We start from the raw sequence: 17,313 nt of genomic DNA on the forward strand, positions 1-17,313 counted from the left end.
CTCCTTAGCGCGGTGCCTGCCAGATACGTTGCTGATAGTCACGAATTGACCGGTCCGAACTGAACATGCCGGTTCGTGCCGTATTGAGGATGGCGGCGCGGGTCCAGCCTTCCGGGTCGCGCCACAGGGCTTCCACCCGTTGCTGCGCCTCGATGTAGGCCTGGAAGTCGGCCAGCACCAGCCAGGGATCGCCATGTTTCGTCAGGCTCTCCAGCATCAGGTCAAACGCATGTTTATCCCCGTTGCTGAATTTGCCCTTCTCCAGCGATTTCAGTAGATCGTCCAGCGGCTTGTTCTGCTTACGCACCTTTTTCGGGTTATAGCCTTTCGCCTTGAGCGCTTTGACCTCATCCACGGTGTGACCGAAGATAAAGATATTCTCCTCACCCACCTGTTCGGCAATCTCGACATTGGCGCCATCCAGCGTGCCAATCGTCAGCGCACCGTTCAATGCCAGCTTCATGTTGCCGGTGCCGGAGGCTTCATACCCGGCGGTGGAGATCTGCTCTGAGAGATCGGCCGCCGGGATCATCAGTTCGGCCACGGTGATGCGGTAGTCCGGGATAAACACCACTTTAAGTCGGTCGCCGACCCGTGGATCGTTGTTCACCACCTCCGCCACCTTGTTAATGGCGTAAATGATATTTTTGGCGAGGTAATAACCCGGCGCGGCTTTGGCCCCGAACAGGAACACCCGTGGCGTAAAGGTGACATCCTCCGGGTTATGACAGAGCTTCTGATAGCAGTAGAGGATATGCAGCAGGCTGAGGTGCTGGCGCTTGTACTCATGCAGCCGTTTGATCTGCACATCGAACAGCGCGGCCGGGTTCACGATAATCCCCGTGTGGCGGGCGATATACTCTGTGAGCTGCGCTTTATTCTGCTGTTTGATGCTGCGATAGCGCTGACGAAACGCCTGATCGTCGGCATAGGCCTCCAGACCGCTTAACGCCTCAAGGTTATTGGCCCACTCGGTTTTCAGCGTCTCATCAATCAGCCCGGCCAGCGCCGGATTACACTGCTTCAGCCAGCGGCGTGGCGTGATGCCGTTGGTGACGTTGTGGAGTTTCTGCGGCCAGAGCTGGTGATATTCCGGGAAAAGATCGCTGACCACCAGGCTTGAGTGCAGCGCCGCCACGCCGTTGACCGCAAACCCGCTGACGACGCAGAGATTCGCCATCCGCACCTGACCGTCAGCGACCACCGCCAGCTTGTGCCACATCGCTTTGTCATCCGGCCAGCGCTGCTTCACCTGCTTTTTCAGCCGCTGGTTGATCTCTTTGATGATCAGCATATGGCGCGGCAGCAGACTGCGCATCAGCTTCTCATCCCAGCGCTCCAGCGCCTCCGGCATCAGCGTGTGATTGGTGTAAGCAAACAACCGGCTGGTGATCTGCCACGCCTCATCCCAGCTCAGCTGATGCTCATCCAGCAGCACGCGCAGCATCTCCGGGATGGCGATGGTGGGATGTGTATCGTTAAGCTGAATCACTTCGAAGTCAGGCAGGCTGTGAATACTGCGTCCCGCCAGATGGTGACGACGCAGGATATCCGCCACCGCACAGGCGCACTGGAAATATTGCTGCATCAGGCGCAGCCGCTTGCCGGCCTGATGGTTGTCATTGGGATAGAGCACTTTGGTCAGTTTTGCCGCCTCGATGCCCGGCTGCTCCGCCTGCAGAAAATTGCCGTCATTAAACGCCGTGAGATCAAAAGGATGCGCACTCACGGCCTGCCACAGACGCAGCGGCAGCGTCACGCCGTTGCGGTAGCCGGTCACCGGCAAATCCCAGGCCTCGCCGCGCAGCGTAAAATCGGGCAGCCAGCGTACGCCGCCGTTTTCCTGCTTTTCTACCCGGCCCCCCATCGCGACTTCCACATCCAGCGCCGCGTTGTGGCGGAACCAGGGATAGCGCTCACGCTGCCAGTCATCGGGCGCTTCAATCTGCTGACCATCATCGAAAGACTGGCGGAACAGGCCATACTGGTAGTTCAGTCCGTGGCCGGTGGCGGACTGCCCCACCGTTGCCATCGAATCCATGTAGCAGGCGGCCAGTCGTCCCAGCCCGCCGTTGCCCAGCGCCGGATCGACCTCCTGCTCCAGCAGTTCCGTTAAATCGAACTCGTGCTCAGCCAGCGCCGCTTTGACGTCGTTATACCAGCCGAGATTGAGCAGGTTGTTGCCGGTCAGACGGCCAATCAGAAACTCCATCGAGAGGTAATTAACGTGACGCTGCTGCACAGCCGGACGCGGTGCCGGTTGTGCGTCCAGTAGCTCCGCCAGCGCCGCGCTGACCGCCTGCCACGCCTGGTGCGGGGTCATCTGCTGGGCGGAACGGAGACTTAACTGTTGCCACTGGCGGGTAAAGGCGGCATTAAAACGGGCTTTATTAAATTTTTGCTGCGGCATATCACTCCCTTCTGTTACGCAATGAGGTGAAGCAAAAATAGAAAGCGCACGGGCTGGCAACCGGGTGCCAGCAACCGTTAAGTAAAGACGGGAGTGAGGAAAAAAGCGACAGCAATCAAAGAAAAACGCCAGCCGGGAGGCTGGCGTGGCAGGAATCAGCAGAGTTCGAGGTGAACCTCATGCTGCTCAATCACCTTCATTACGCTGGCAGGCGGCGTTTTGTCCGTGTAGAGGTAGTCAAGCAGACTCATGTTGCCGAGGTTGACCATCGCGTTACGGCCAAACTTCGAGTGATCCACCACCAGCATCACGCAGCGTGAATTTTCGATGATGGCGCGCTTGGTGCGGACTTCGTGATAGTCAAACTCCAGCAGCGAACCATCCATATCGATGCCGCTGATCCCCAGAATGCCGTAGTCGAGCCGGAACTGAGAAATAAAGTCGAGCGTCGCTTCACCCATTACCGCGCCATCACGGGTCCGCACTTCACCGCCCGCGATAATGACCCGGAAATCGGGTTTATCCATCAGCAGCATGGCGACGTTAAGGTTATTGGTGACCACGCGCAAATCGCTGTGGTTGAGCAGCGCATGCGCCACCGCTTCCGGCGTGGTGCCGATATCGATAAACAGCGTGGCACCATCCGGGATCTGGCTGGCCACGCGCTGGGCAATCCGCGCTTTTTCCGCTGACCACATCATTTTACGGTCGTGCCAGGCGGTATTCTCAGAGCTGGAGGGAAGCGCCGCGCCGCCGTGGTGACGCTGAATTTTGTTCTGATCGGCCAGATCGTTGAGATCGCGACGAATGGTTTGCGGGCTGACCTCAAAATGATCCACCAGCTCCTCAGTACTGACATATCCCTGACGACGGACTAAATCGATAATCGCGTCATGACGTTGCGTCTGCTTCACGTTCCTCTCCTGTTAACCCGCATAATCCTGTCTAACGACGCGTGACTTTACGCGTATCCACCAGCGCCATCGCCAGTCCGACCACCAGACCGGCGACGTGCGCCGCGTTGGCAATAGCCAGACCAAAGACACCAAACCAGCCAATCACCAGCCAGACCAGCGCAAAACCGATCAATCCCCGTTCAAGATAGACGCCGCTGTCGGGATCGCGCTCCCCGCGCAGCCAGCAGTAACCCATCAGGGCATAGACCACGCCCGACAGGCCACCAAACCAGATGCCGCTGAACTTCGCCTGCAGCCAGCCGCTGAGCAGAGCCGAAATCAGCAGGATGACAAAGAGTTTGCCGCTGCCAAGTCGCTTCTCAACCGCGCCGCCCAGATACCACCACCACATCAGATTAAACAGAATGTGCAGCAGTGAAAAGTGCAGCAGCGCATGGCTGAACCAGCGCCAGACCTGAAGATGCTGATCGGCATCCGGCCAGGAGAGCCAGGCCATCACGGTGCGATCGCCCATGACCTGCATCAGAATAAATATCGCGATACAGAGCACCATCAGCGTCATGGTCAGCGGACCGGCACGCTCACGGATATTCGCCCAGATATTGCTGCGCTCATAGCGCAGGCCACTGTCAGTTTTTCCGCTGTGCCAGCTGGCGGCCTGATAACGCGGATGGTTAGGGTCGTGCAAAAACTGCTGAAGTTCGTTTTCGACCAGTGAAATCTTGCTCTCATCATCCAGCATGATGACGTAGTGATTTTCATGCTCAATACGCAGCGTGATGCCCCGCGTCGCCATGTAGTCAACAAAGGCCTGCGCCATGCGGGGCTGATTAAATTGAGTAATGCGCATCAGTAACTCTCCATGTGACGAGCGGCAATCTATTCGCTGCCGAGGGCAACCTGCTGAGGAAAGGCAGCACGCCAGGCATCAAAGCCGCCATCAATGCTGTACGCCGCGCTGAAGCCCTGTCCCAGCAGATATTGTGCCGCGCTTTTGCTGCTGTTGCCGTGATAGCACATCACCAGCACCGGCAGGCTGTGATCGGCGCCGCTGACAAAATCGCTGAGGTTGCTGTTGGTCAGATGCAACGCACCGGCCGCATGACCCAGGGCATAACTTTGCGGATCGCGGATATCTACCAGCAGCGCACCCTGCGCCAGACGCGCCTGCGCCTGCTGCACATCAATACATTCGAACGTTTCCATGGGATCTCTCATAACAGCGTCACAATAGCGCGTAGTGTAACCCGAGAATCGACGCCGATAACCTGACAATCGTTACGGCTATCGGTTTTTTTGGTGGGCAGAATGTTAGCTATATCACGCAAAAATGTTTTTACCTGGTTAAAAGCTGGCGTCAATGTTGGTTTGCGATTATGATTATGCTCGAAAACGAACATTAGTGAACTATTCCGAACATCGGAGGAGATGACGTGGAAACCAAAGACCTGATCGTGATCGGCGGCGGCATCAACGGTGCCGGCATTGCAGCAGATGCTGCAGGACGCGGACTGTCGGTGTTAATGCTGGAGGCGCGGGATCTGGCTTGCGCGACCTCCTCTGCCAGTTCAAAACTGATTCACGGCGGCTTGCGCTACCTTGAACATTACGAATTCCGTCTGGTCAGTGAAGCACTGGCCGAGCGTGAAGTGCTGCTGAAAATGGCTCCGCATCTGGCGTTCCCGATGCGCTTCCGTCTGCCGCACCGTCCGCATCTGCGTCCGGCGTGGATGATTCGCACCGGCCTGTTTATGTATGACCATCTTGGCAAGCGTACCAGTCTGCCAGGCAGTAAAAGTTTGCGATTTGGCGCGGATTCGGCCCTGAAGCCGGAAATTACGCGCGGATTCGAATATTCTGACTGCTGGGTCGATGATGCCCGCATGGTGGTACTGAACGCACAGGAAGTCGTGAAGCGTGGCGGCGAAGTCCGTACCCGCACCCGCGTGACCCGTGCCTGGCGTGAAGGCGGCCTGTGGAAGGTCGAAGCGGAAGATGTCGACAGCGGTAAAACCTTTACCTGGCAGGCGAAAGGCCTGGTCAATGCTGCCGGCCCGTGGGTCAAACAGCTGTTCGACGACAGCCTGAAGCTGAAATCACCTTACGGTATTCGCCTGATCAAGGGCAGCCACATCGTGGTGCCACGCGTCCATACCGAAAAGCAGGCTTACATTCTGCAGAACGAAGATAACCGCATCGTGTTTGTCATCCCGTGGATGGATGAGTTCTCTATCATCGGTACCACCGACGTCGAGTACAAAGGCGATCCGAAAAACGTCAATATTGATGACAGCGAGACCGACTATCTGCTGAAAGTGTTCAACGGACACTTTAAAAAGCAGCTGACCGCTGACGATATCGTCTGGTCCTATTCCGGTGTCCGTCCGCTGTGTGATGACGAATCCGATTCGCCACAGGCGATAACCCGTGATTACACCCTGGATGTGCGCGACGATAATGGTCAGGCTCCGCTGCTGTCGGTGTTTGGCGGCAAGCTGACCACCTACCGTAAGCTGGCAGAACATGCGCTGGAGAAACTGGCGAAGTACTACCCGAACGCGGGCCCGGCATGGACGAAGAACTGCGTGTTGCCAGGCGGAAATATCTCCGGCACCCGTGAAGATTATGCGGCCAGCCTGCGTCGTCGCTATCCGTTTATCAGTGAAAATATGGCGCGCCACTTCTCGCGCACCTACGGCAGCAGCACTGAAACCCTGCTGGCTGGCGCGAAAAGCCTGGACGATCTGGGCGAGAACTTCGGTCACGAGTTTTACGAAGCAGAATTACGCTACCTGGTGCAGCATGAGTGGGTGCGTGAGCTGGATGATGCTATCTGGCGTCGTACCAAACAGGGCATGTGGCTGACCAAAGAGCAGCAGGCGCGAGTCACCGAGTGGCTGGCAGCGAAAGCTAAACCCGCCCTGTCGCTGGCATCATAAACGGACAGTAACTAACTAAAGAATCAGAAAGCAGGCTTCGGCCTGCTTTTTTTATGTCTGCGATAGCGGGTCGGTGAATCCGGGTGCTGATCCGACAGGTTGCGCTTTTCAGCGTGTAGCAGAGTTTATTTTTGTACGACGAACTTTTTATTAAAAATGCCAGGCTCAAACCATTTTTTATACAGAAATCCGTTTATGCGATCACATTTTTGGTCAGCGCCTAAACTCAACTCTTTCTGCTTCGCATATCAAAACGTTCACATCCTATTGTTACTGTAAATATAACGTTCAGGCTTTTTGCTTAATTGAACGACGTCATCAGAAAGCACAAACTTTCCTCAGTAAAAACGAAACAACCGTTATTTTAATCAGGAGGTTGAAATGAACACAGGCCAAACGCCTGCCCGGGAATGGAACACACGCCGCAGTGAAAAAGCGCGTCGTCTGGCATCCTTCCCTGTTGATGGCAAAGTCATTCCTACTGAAAGAGCTGTAGAAGCATTTGAAAAACTGATTGCACCGGGCGACCGGGTGGTACTGGAAGGGAATAACCAGAAGCAGGCCGATTTTTTATCACGTACCCTGGCTGAGGTTAATCCGGCGATAGTACACGACCTGCATATGATTATGCCGAGCGTGGGTCGCAGTGAGCATCTGGATATTTTCGAAAAAGGCATTGCGCGTAAACTCGACTTCTCTTTTTCCGGTCCGCAAAGTCTGCGTATTTCTCAGTTGTTAGAAGATGGTCAGCTGGAAATAGGCGCAATCCACACCTATATCGAACTCTATTCCCGCCTTTATGTCGATCTGAGTCCAAACGTCGCGCTGATTGCCGGTTATAAAGCTGACCGCAAAGGCAACCTTTACACCGGCCCGAGTACTGAAGATACGCCTGCCCTGGTGGAAGCCGCCGCGTTCCGTGACGGTATCGTGATTGCCCAGGTAAATGAGCTGGTCGATGACGAGACCGACCTGCCCCGTGTCGATATTCCTGGCTCCTGGATCGATTACATCGTCGTAGCCGATAAACCTTTCTTTATCGAACCGCTGTTTACCCGCGATCCGCGCCTGATTAAGCAGGAACATATCCTGATGGCGATGATGGCGATTAAAGGCATTTACGCCGAACATCAGGTGCAGTCACTTAACCACGGTATCGGTTTTAATACCGCCGCGATCGAACTGCTGCTGCCTACCTACGGCGAACAACTCGGCCTGAAAGGCAAAATCTGTAAGCACTGGACCCTTAACCCGCATCCGACGCTGATCCCGGCGATTGAGAGCGGCTGGGTTGAGAGCGTGCACTGCTTCGGTGGCGAACTGGGCATGGAAGAGTACATTCGCGCCCGTCCCGATATCTTCTTCACCGGCAGCGACGGCTCTATGCGCTCTAACCGCGCCTTCTGTCAGCTGGCAGGTCAGTATGCGGTGGATATGTTTATCGGTGCCACCCTGCAGGTCGATGGCCTGGCAAACTCCTCAACCGTGACCCGCGGTCGCCTTTCCGGGTTCGGCGGTGCGCCTAACATGGGCCACGATCCGCACGGCCGACGCCATGCCACGCCTGCATGGCTCAATATGATCACCGAACCGGATCCGATGCAGCGCGGTAAAAAACTGGTGGTTCAGATGGTGGAAACCTTCCAGGCCGGTGCCAAACCGACCTTTGTTGAAACGCTTGATGCCGTTGAAGTGGCGAAATCGACCGGTATGCCGCTGGCACCGGTGATGATCTATGGCGATGACGTCACCCACGTGCTGACCGAAGAGGGTATTGCCTATCTCTATCGCGCGGAAAGCCTTGAAGAGCGCCGTGCGATGGTCGCTGCGGTAGCCGGCATCACCGATATCGGCCTTGGCGTCGATGCGGCGCGCGTGGCGGCCCTGCGTAAAAGCGGCAAAGTGGTCTATCCGGAAGATATGGGCATTCGTCGTTCAGATGCGACCCGCTCACTGCTCGCCGCCAGCAGCGTCTCTGACCTGGTGGAATGGTCGGGTGGTCTTTATAACCCACCGGCAAAATTCCGGAGCTGGTAATGAAACTTCTGTCGCAGACTCAAACCGAGGCGCAGGCCAGCCAGCTGGCGATGATTGCGCGCGATTGTCTGACCGATGAAGCGCGGCTAAGCCCCAAGCCGGGTCTGGTAGACAGTCGGGGAAACGGCGCGCATCAGGACCTGACGCTGGCGCTGATGGAGCGTTCCGCTCACAGCCTTGTGCCGACCTTTCTGGCGCTGGCCCGTCACAGCTGGCTGCGCCCTGCTGATATTGCCCTGCGCGAAACGGTGGGTCGGCTGGGCCGTGACGGTGAACAGCAGATGATGGCGGCAACCGGCGGCGTCAACACCCATCGGGGTGCGATCTGGGCGCTGGGACTGCTGGTCAGTGCTGCAGCCATGCACGGTGGCGCGGCCAGTGCCGACCAGCTGACCCGCACCGCAGCCGCGCTGGCCAGCCTGCCCGACCGCGCCGCGCCAAAACTGTTCAGCAAAGGGTTAAAAGCGACGCACCGCTATCAAGTGCCCGGCGCACGCGAAGAGGCGCAACAGGCGTTTCCTCACGTGATGAAGCTGGCGCTGCCACAACTGATGACCAGTCGTGCAACGGGTGCCAGTGAAAATGAAGCCCGCCTTGATGCGCTAATGGCGATCATGACCTCGCTCAGCGATACCTGCGTGCTGTCACGGGCCGGTATGACCGGACTGAAAGCGATGCAGCAGGGAGCATGCGCCGTGCTGCTGTCTGGCGGCTGTCGCACAGCAGGCGGCCAGAAGGCGCTGGCGCAGCTCGATCAGCGCATGCTGTCGCTCAACGCTTCGCCTGGCGGGGCCGCCGATTTGCTGGCCGCGACGCTGTTCATTGATCGGGTCTGTTCCCCTGAACATTCTTATTTCTAGAGGCCATTATGGAACACATCACATTATCTTTACCTGCTAACCGCTCACTCAGCGGTAAAGCTCTGGCAGGGGTCGTTGGTTCCGGTGATATGGAAGTGCTGTACACCGCAACTGAAGGACAAACGCTTAGCATTGATATCACCACCTCACTGGATAACAGCGACGCCCGCTGGAAGGCGCTGTTTGACCGCCTGAATTTAACCAACGGTCTGCCCGCCGGAAAGCTGATTATTCACGATTTCGGCGCGACACCCGGCGTGGCGCGTATCCGTATTGAACAGGTTTTTGAGGAGGTGAGCCATGCGTAACGATGCCAGTTTTATTGAATTACGCGCCCGTGAGCGCGCCCGTGCACTGCTGGACGACGGCAGCTATCGCGAACTGCTGGATCCTTTCGAAGGCATCATGTCGCCGTGGCTGGCCCCGCAGGGTGTGGTGCCGCAGTCAGATGACGGCATGGTGGTGGCACGCGGCACGCTGAACGGGCAGCCTGCGGTGGTTATCGCCATTGAAGGCACCTTCCAGGGTGGCAGCATGGGCGAAGTCTCCGGTGCCAAAATGGCGGCGGCGCTGGAACTGGCAGCCGAAGACAACCGCAATGGAATACCCACTCAGGCGGTGCTCTGCCTGGAAACCGGCGGCGTGCGTTTACAGGAAGCCAATCTGGGGCTGGCGGCGATTGCCGATATTCATGCCGCGATTGTCGATCTGCGCCGCTATACCCCGGTTATCGGCATTATTGCCGGTACCGTCGGCTGCTTTGGCGGGATGTCCATCGCCGCTGCGCTGTGCAGCTACCTGATTGTGACGCGTGAAGCGCGCCTGGGGCTGAACGGTCCGCAGGTGATTGAGCAGGAAGCGGGCATTGAAGAGTATGACTCGCGCGATCGCCCGTTTATCTGGAGCATGACCGGCGGTGAAATCCGCTACGCCAGCGGCCTGGTCGATGCGCTGGTCGGTGATGGCGTCAATGCGGTTAAGAGTGCGATGAATGACTTCATTGCCAAAGGCGTTCCTGCGCAGCACCGCAGCGATAAATATGCCGATTTCCTGCCACGTCTGACACAGTTCGACACCCGTCAGCAGGCGGACACGGCGCAGATTAAACAGCTTTTCGCCCGGGAGGATAAATAATGACCCAGACAAACAGCCGCGGTGCAATCTGGCTGGAAAAACTTGCACCTGATGCGCAGCGCCTCAGCGGCCTGTGTGCCTCTGTCCAGGTGGCGGACGGTGAACTTAATGGTGAAAGCGTGCGCTTTATCGCCGTGGTGCCCGATGCACAAAACCACTATCCGCGTGCCGCGAGGGGCGAAGTCGGTCTGCTGGAAGGCTGGACGCTGGCGAAAGTAGTGAATGAAACGCTGGAAGAGGACAAGAACAGCGACGTAAAACGCCCGATTGTGGCGGTGATCGACGTACCGAGTCAGGCCTATGGCCGTCGCGAAGAGGCGTTCGGTATTCATCAGGCGCTGGCCGGGGCTGCAGGCGCTTATGCCAAAGCACGCCTTGCGGGTCATCCGGTGATTGGGCTGATTGTTGGCAAAGCGATGTCTGGCGCCTTTCTGGCGCACGGTTATCAGGCCAACCGCCTGATTGCGCTCAACGATCAGGGTGTGCTGGTGCACGCCATGGGTAAAGAGTCCGCCGCGCGTATCACGCTGCGTTCGGTGGAGGCGCTGGAGAAACTGGCGGCGACCATTCCGCCGATGGCCTATGACGTGAATAACTTCGCCACGCTGGGTCTGCTCTCCGATCTGCTGAACGTGCCCAATCCCGATGCACCTTCTGACGCCGATGTGGCGATGGTCGAGATCGCCTTGCAGAAAGCCATTAGCGATGCGCGTCAGGATCCCAGCCTGAAAAACCGGCTGGGCGCATCCAATCGCCACAGCTCCTCCCTGGTTCGCGAGCGGATGCGCGCAACCTGGTAATTAAATAAAAAAATAAACCTGCCGAAACCGGTCTGACGGGGCGCATTGCTAAGTGCGCCCCGGGGCAGTGGCCGTGTTCAGAATTATAAACATCGCTGTTAACAGAAAATTCTTTCTTAAATACAGGTGATTTATGATTTATATAATTGTTCATGCCCTTGCTCCGATTTTTGTCATCATGCTTCTGGGTTTCTGGGCCGGTAAGGCTGGAATGGTCAACAACAAAGACGTCTCTCTGCTGAATATTTTCGTCATGGATTTTGCACTGCCCGCCGCGCTGTTCAGTGCCACGGTACAAACGCCCTGGCCGGGCATCGTGGCGCAATGGCCGCTGATTGTGGTTATTACCGGCGCAATGTGGATTACCTATGGGGCTGTCTATTTCGCGGCTACAAAAGTTTTCAAAAAGTCACCGCAGGATGCGGCTGTGCTGACACTGACTGTGGCGCTGCCAAATTACGCCGCGCTGGGCCTGCCCATTCTGGCCAGCGTGCTGGGTGAAAATGGCGCCACCTCGCTCTCGGTAGCGGTCTCCATCGCCTGTGGTTCAGTGCTGCTTACACCGCTTTGCCTGCTGATTCTGGAACGTGAAAAAGCGTTTGCCGATGGCACCGAACACGGTTCAACCCTGACCATGCTGCCGATTCTGATGTGGCGTTCAGTGAAAAAACCGATCGTACTGGGACCGTTGATTGGCGTGGTGTTATCAGCGCTGGGCGTTAAAATGCCTGATCTGGTGCTGGCCGCCATCAAACCGCTGGGTCTGGCTGCTACCGCCGCTGCACTCTTCCTGACCGGTGTCATCCTGTCGGCACGCAAACTGAAACTCAACGCGGTGGTGGGCGTCGGCACGGTAACTAAACTGCTGATTCAGCCCTTTATCGCCTGGGGTCTGGTGCTGGCATTGGGTCTCAGCGGTCCGGTGGCCATTACCGCCATTCTGATGATTGCGCTCTCCGCCGGTTTCTTCGGGGTGGTGTTTGGCAACCGCTTTGGCGTGCAGTCGCCGGATGCAGAGGCTGTGCTGCTGCTCAGCTCTATTCTCTGTATTTTGTCATTACCGCTGTTCATTACGCTGACATCAGGAATGTAATATGAGCTCTGTACCGCGCCCCCACGATCTGCTCTGGCTGCGAGACGGCAACGCCTTAGCCGCCATCAGTGAGAGCTGGGTCAGTCAGTTCTGGCATCCCGGCCTTCCGGTCGTGGTGCGGCGCGACCGGAGCGAAACCGGGCTGATACCGGTGGGTGTGCGCGGCGAGCGCCGCGAACAGCGCGCCGCCGGATGGGTCAATGCAGCGGACATCGTTCGCGTTGTCACACCGGAGATGCTGGCGGCGCGTGCGCAGTTGCTTGCCTCGCCGTTTACCGCTTATGCGCCGGTCGGCGCGGCGATTGCCCTCAGTGAGCACGACTGGCCGTGGCGCTGGGGCATTACCGGCAGTACCGGTTACGCACTGGCAACTCAGCAACCCACGCTGCATGCCGCCAGCGATCTTGATTTAGTTATTCGCGCGCCAGAGCCGCTGGCGCGCGATGCGCTGCAACGCTGGCAGGCGCAAACCGACACGCTGGCCTGTCGGGTCGATACGCAGGTAGAAACGCCGTCCGGCGCGTTTGCCCTCAGCGAGTGGCTGCGTGAAGGCCGCGCGCTGGTTAAAACCGTTACCGGGCCGATACTGACCGCTTCACCCTGGAGCAGGGAGCTACAATGAAAATACTCTTTACCTTTCCCGGCCAGGGCACTCAGCGTGCCGGGATGTTACAGCACCTTCCCGACGGCGACGCCCTGTTAAACAGCGTGCGTGCAGTACTGGGCGACGAGACTGACCAGCTCGACAGTGCCGATGCACTGCGCCACACGCGCGCCGTGCAGCTCAGTCTGCTGATTTGCGGTGTCGCCTGGGCGCGCGAGCTGATCCGCCGTGGGGTGAAACCCGATATCGTCAGCGGTCTGTCGATTGGTGCGTTTCCTGCTGCGGTGATTTCCGGCGCGCTGGATTTCAGTGATGCTTTGCGGCTGGTGGCGCTGCGCGGCGATCTGATGGAGCAGGCTTATCCGGAGGGATATGGCCTGACCGCCATCACCGGCCTGACGCTGAGTCGTCTGGAGAAACTGCTGCCCGGCAGCAACACCTATATCGCCAACCTGAATGCGGAAACGCAGATTGTGATTGCTGGCCGCGACGAGGATATGGCGGTAGTCGCGCAGAAAGCGCTGGATGCCGGTGCCAGCAAAGCGATTAAACTCGCGGTGAGCGTGCCGTCGCATTGCGCGCTGCTGGATAAGCCCGCCGCAGAACTGGCGCGCGCGTTCGGGTCCGTCAGCCTTTCCCGTCCCCATTGCGCTTACCTCAGTGGCTCAACCGGACGCGTGATTTGGGAGCCGGAGAAGATTGCCGACGATCTTGCCTTTAATATGGCGCGTACGGTGCAGTGGAATGATGCGATGGTTTCAGCCAATCAGCGCGATGCCCGACTGGCGATTGAGATGCCGCCTGGCAATGTGCTGACCGGCCTGACGCTTCAGGCGGGCTGGCAGGGCGACGCGATTTGTCTGGAGCGCAACAGCGTTGAGGTTGCACTCCATCTGGTTAAACGGCTGAGTCAGTAAGGCTGCGGGCGTACATCCGCCCTTCTGCCGCCAGTGCCAGCAGGTCATTATCCCGTTCGCGGCGATGTGAGTAGACAATCGAGATCTGCTGACGCATCTGGTAAGGCTCAGCGAGCGTCAGCAGCTGAATGTTGTTTTCATACACCTTCTTCATCCGTCCCGGAATCAGCGCCAGGCCGACGCCCGCCTGCACCAGGCTTATCATCGAGAAGATGTCATTCACCTGGGTGACCATGCGCGGTTCAAATCCGGCTATCTGGAACGCCTCCTGCGAACCGGCATAGGTGGCAAACCCCTCAGCCAGCGAGACAAAATCACGGTCGGCATAATCGCGCAGATCCACCGGACCGGCTCCGTCCCGCGTCTCCCCGGCCGGTGCGGCCAGAAAGATCCTGTCTTCAAACAGCGGAATCACATCAAAATGCGCGTCGCTGAGTTCGCCGTCATCGGTGGCAATCAGAATCGCATCCAGCGCGTCATCTTCCAGCATATTCAGCAGCATTTGATTGGAACCCATGGTCAGGTCGAGCTCCAGCGTGGGCCGACGCAGCTTCATGCCCATGATCAGCCGGGGAATGGTCTCCAGCGTCAGGGAGTAGAGCGTGCCAAGTCGCAGACGCCCTCCACCGATGCCTGCGACTTTGCGCGCCTCTTCAATGCCTTTGCCCATCAGGGTGGTCACATCGCGACAGTAGTCCAGCAGCGTCCAGGCGGCAGGCAGCGGCACCAGGTTGCGGCCCTTGTGGATAAACAGCGGGCAGTCGATGCCCTCTTCCAGCGTATGCAGTGCGCGATGCACGCTGACGCTGCTCAGCGCCAGCGCTTCCGCCGTACGGGCGATATTGCCCTTGCTCATAAACATCATGAAGACGCTGAGTTTACGGAAGGTAATTTCCTGGTTGATGTTGTCACTCATTGCTGCTGTTGCCTGTAGGGTCATTTTGCTTTCCCGCATAGTAGCGATTCTCAGCCAGGGTGTAATGATCTGGCTCGCACAAGAGGCACTTACGGAGGCAGAGGCGATAAGAGGCTGAACCTTCTGAAAGAGGAGCGGGATAGACGGTGAACAAAGAGTGCACAGGAGAGTGCGGCCGATCCCTCGGCCGCAAAGAAAGTCAGAAACCTGACTGCACGCGCCTTACAACCTTACTGGCGAGATATTCCAGATCTCATCAGCGTACTCCTGAATCGTACGGTCCGACGAGAAGTAGCCCATTCCGGCGATGTTTTTAGCCGCGCGGCGTTGCCACTCATCCGGTTTACGGTAGAGCGCATCCACTTTATCCTGGGTATCCACATAGCTGCGATAATCCGCCAGCAACTGGTAGTGATCGCCGAAGTTGACCAGTGAATCGAACAGATTGCGGTAGCGGCCCGGATCCTGCGGACTGAACAGACCGGAAGCAATCTGAGTCAGCACCTGATGCAGCTCTTCATCCTTTTCATAATAGTCACGCGGGTTATAGCCCCCTTTACGCAGGGCTTCGACCTGCGGCGTGGTATTACCGAAAATGAAGATGTTCTCTTCACCGACGTGATCCAGCATTTCAACGTTGGCCCCATCCAGCGTTCCGATGGTCAGCGCGCCATTCAGCGCAAACTTCATATTACTGGTGCCGGACGCCTCTGTCCCTGCGGTAGAGATCTGCTCAGAGAGATCGGCCGCCGGAATAATGATCTGCGCCAGGCTCACGCTGTAGTTCGGGATGAAGACCACCTTCAGTTTGTTCTTCACCTGCGGATCGTTGTTGATCACATTGGCGACATCGTTGATCAGATGAATGATGTGCTTGGCAACGTAATAGGCCGACGCCGCTTTACCGGCAAAAATATTGACGCGTGGCACCCAATCCGCCTGCGGATCGGCCTTGATACGGTTGTATCGGGTGATCACATGCAGCACGTTGAGCAACTGGCGTTTGTACTCGTGAATACGCTTGATCTGCACATCAAACAGCGCGTTCGGGTCGAGCACCACGTCCAGATTCTTCGCCACCCAGTCGGCCAGCCGACGCTTGTTCTGATACTTGGCGACCGCCACTTTTTCAATAAACGCCGGATAGTCGATCTGCGCCTTCAGCTCGCCCAGCTGGCTGAGATCGGTGCGCCAGTTGCGGCCAATCTCCTCATCCAGCACCTCTGACAGCGCCGGGTTCGCCAGCGCCAGCCAGCGACGCGGCGTAACGCCATTGGTTTTGTTACAGAAGCGGCCAGGGAACAGACGTGAAAAATCGGCAAACAGCGACTGTACCATCAGGTTGGAGTGCAGCTCCGAAACACCGTTTACTTTGTGGCTGACCACCACCGCCAGCCAGCCCATGCGTATCCGGCGGCCATCGTTTTCGTCGATGATCGAAATGCGCGACAGCAGATCCAGGTCATCGGGGTAGTGATCCTGAATGGTCTTAAGGAAGAAGTCGTTAATTTCAAAAATAATGCTGAGGTGACGCGGCAGGATCTTGCCGATCATATCGACCGGCCAGGTTTCCAGCGCTTCGGTCATCAGCGTATGGTTGGTGTAGGAGAAGACCTGACAGCAGACGTCAAAAGCGTTGTCCCAGCTGAATTTATGATCGTCGATCAGCAGGCGCATCAGTTCGGGGATCGCCAGCACCGGATGGGTATCATTCAGGTGAATAGCGATTTTATCCGCCAGGTTGTCCCAGGTCTGATGCATCCGCCAGTGACGATTCAGAATGTCCTGCACCGTCGCGGAGACCAGGAAATATTCCTGACGCAGGCGCAGCTCGCGGCCTGAGTAGGTCGAATCATCCGGATAGAGCACGCGCGACACGTTCTCGGAGTGGTTTTTATCTTCCACCGCCGCAAAGTAGTCGCCCTGGTTGAACTTGCCGAGGTTGATTTCGTTGCTGGCCTGCGCGCCCCATAGCCGTAAGGTGTTGGTAGCGTCGGTGTCAAAGCCCGGAATGATCTGGTCATAGGCCATCGCCAGGATCTCTTCGGTCTCCAGCCAGCGCACTTTCGCGCCTTCGTGCTGGACGCGGCCACCAAAGCGCACTTTGTAGCGGGTATTGAAACGCTGGAATTCCCACGGATTACCATATTCAAGCCAGTAATCCGGCGACTCTTTCTGCTCACCTTCCACAATGTTCTGTTTGAACATGCCGTAATCATACCGGATGCCATAGCCACGGCCCGGCATGCCCAGCGTCGCCAGCGAGTCGAGGAAACAGGCCGCCAGGCGACCCAGACCACCGTTGCCCAGCCCCGGATCGTTTTCTTCTTCCATCAGCTCGGCCAGATCCAGTCCCATCTCATCCAGCGCCTGGTTGAGATCGTCATAAATCCCCATCGCCAGCAGCGCATTGCCCAGCGTGCGGCCCATCAGGAACTCCATCGACAGGTAATAGACCTGCCGGACATCCTGAGAAAGCTGAGCACGGCTGGAACGCAGCCAGCGCTCCACCATCCGGTCGCGCACCGCCAGCAGCGAGGCGTTAAGCCACTCATGCTTATTGGCGATAGAGGGATCTTTGCCGATGGTAAACATCAATTTATAGGCAATCGAATGCTTTAAGGCATCAACCGTCAACGTTGGTGAGGCGTAAGTGAAAGGTGCATTCATATCCAGTTTTCCCAAT

At 57.4% G+C, this 17,313-nt stretch carries 15 protein-coding genes; 9 read left to right on the forward strand and 6 right to left on the reverse strand.

The genetic code is table 11. The features are described 5' to 3' along the window. Positions 1–4: 4 nt before the first annotated feature. The 4 genes from malP to glpE form a co-directional block, all read right to left on the reverse strand. Complete coding sequence (malP, locus tag NR195_RS20245) at positions 5–2,410, reverse strand: maltodextrin phosphorylase (RefSeq protein WP_256844857.1); 2,406 nt, start codon at positions 2,408–2,410, stop codon at positions 5–7. Positions 2,411–2,565: 155 nt separating this feature from the next. Next, complete coding sequence (locus NR195_RS20250) at positions 2,566–3,324, reverse strand: DeoR/GlpR family transcriptional regulator (RefSeq protein ID WP_010253201.1); 759 nt, start codon at positions 3,322–3,324, stop codon at positions 2,566–2,568. A 31-nt stretch (positions 3,325–3,355) separates the two neighbouring features. Further along, positions 3,356–4,177, reverse strand: a complete 822-nt coding sequence (gene glpG / locus NR195_RS20255; protein WP_010671549.1) for a rhomboid family intramembrane serine protease GlpG — start codon at positions 4,175–4,177, stop codon at positions 3,356–3,358. A 29-nt stretch (positions 4,178–4,206) separates the two neighbouring features. After that, positions 4,207–4,533 carry a thiosulfate sulfurtransferase GlpE gene (gene glpE / locus NR195_RS20260; RefSeq protein ID WP_010253207.1) on the reverse strand — a complete coding sequence of 109 codons (327 nt, stop codon included), beginning with the start codon at positions 4,531–4,533 and terminating at the stop codon, positions 4,207–4,209. A gap of 227 nt (positions 4,534–4,760) precedes the next feature. Between glpE and glpD the strand changes: the two genes are divergently transcribed. From glpD to mdcH, 9 genes are all read left to right on the forward strand, one after another. After that, positions 4,761–6,266, forward strand: coding sequence for a glycerol-3-phosphate dehydrogenase (gene glpD / locus NR195_RS20265; protein WP_010671548.1), 1,506 nt, complete (start codon positions 4,761–4,763; stop codon positions 6,264–6,266). A gap of 381 nt (positions 6,267–6,647) precedes the next feature. Beyond that, a complete protein-coding gene (mdcA, locus tag NR195_RS20270) occupies positions 6,648–8,303 on the forward strand; it encodes a malonate decarboxylase subunit alpha (RefSeq protein ID WP_010253213.1) in 1,656 nt (551 codons plus the stop codon). Continuing rightward, a complete protein-coding gene (locus NR195_RS20275) occupies positions 8,303–9,163 on the forward strand; it encodes a triphosphoribosyl-dephospho-CoA synthase (protein WP_187512163.1) in 861 nt (286 codons plus the stop codon). Before mdcA ends, NR195_RS20275 begins: the two co-directional genes overlap by 1 nt. 8 nt (positions 9,164–9,171) lie before the next feature. After that, positions 9,172–9,471 carry a malonate decarboxylase acyl carrier protein gene (gene mdcC / locus NR195_RS20280; RefSeq protein WP_010253220.1) on the forward strand — a complete coding sequence of 100 codons (300 nt, stop codon included), beginning with the start codon at positions 9,172–9,174 and terminating at the stop codon, positions 9,469–9,471. Further along, positions 9,464–10,297, forward strand: coding sequence for a biotin-independent malonate decarboxylase subunit beta (locus NR195_RS20285; protein WP_010253223.1), 834 nt, complete (start codon positions 9,464–9,466; stop codon positions 10,295–10,297). Before mdcC ends, NR195_RS20285 begins: the two co-directional genes overlap by 8 nt. Next, positions 10,297–11,097, forward strand: a complete 801-nt coding sequence (mdcE, locus tag NR195_RS20290) for a biotin-independent malonate decarboxylase subunit gamma (protein WP_163640460.1) — start codon at positions 10,297–10,299, stop codon at positions 11,095–11,097. Before NR195_RS20285 ends, mdcE begins: the two co-directional genes overlap by 1 nt. A gap of 133 nt (positions 11,098–11,230) precedes the next feature. Continuing rightward, entirely contained in the window at positions 11,231–12,190 is a 960-nt protein-coding gene (locus tag NR195_RS20295) for an AEC family transporter (protein ID WP_010253228.1), read from the forward strand. A gap of 1 nt (position 12,191) precedes the next feature. Next, complete coding sequence (locus NR195_RS20300) at positions 12,192–12,812, forward strand: malonate decarboxylase holo-ACP synthase (RefSeq protein WP_031592684.1); 621 nt, start codon at positions 12,192–12,194, stop codon at positions 12,810–12,812. Beyond that, positions 12,809–13,711 (forward strand): malonate decarboxylase subunit epsilon, encoded by a 903-nt coding sequence (gene mdcH / locus NR195_RS20305; protein ID WP_010253234.1) that lies wholly within the window; start codon positions 12,809–12,811, stop codon positions 13,709–13,711. The genes NR195_RS20300 and mdcH overlap by 4 nt, the downstream gene beginning before the upstream one ends. Here mdcH and NR195_RS20310 read toward each other — a convergent pair. Further along, positions 13,692–14,627 (reverse strand): LysR family transcriptional regulator, encoded by a 936-nt coding sequence (locus tag NR195_RS20310; RefSeq protein ID WP_163799609.1) that lies wholly within the window; start codon positions 14,625–14,627, stop codon positions 13,692–13,694. The two genes, mdcH and NR195_RS20310, sit on opposite strands and share 20 nt — an antisense overlap. A 222-nt stretch (positions 14,628–14,849) precedes the next feature. Next, positions 14,850–17,297 carry a glycogen phosphorylase gene (gene glgP, locus NR195_RS20315; RefSeq protein WP_010253240.1) on the reverse strand — a complete coding sequence of 816 codons (2,448 nt, stop codon included), beginning with the start codon at positions 17,295–17,297 and terminating at the stop codon, positions 14,850–14,852. Positions 17,298–17,313 lie beyond the last annotated feature (16 nt).

Origin of the sequence: Pantoea sp. Ft-CA_14 (assembly GCF_024520875.1) — a bacterium.
In the GTDB taxonomy this organism is placed as follows: Bacteria; Pseudomonadota; Gammaproteobacteria; order Enterobacterales; family Enterobacteriaceae; genus Pantoea; species Pantoea agglomerans.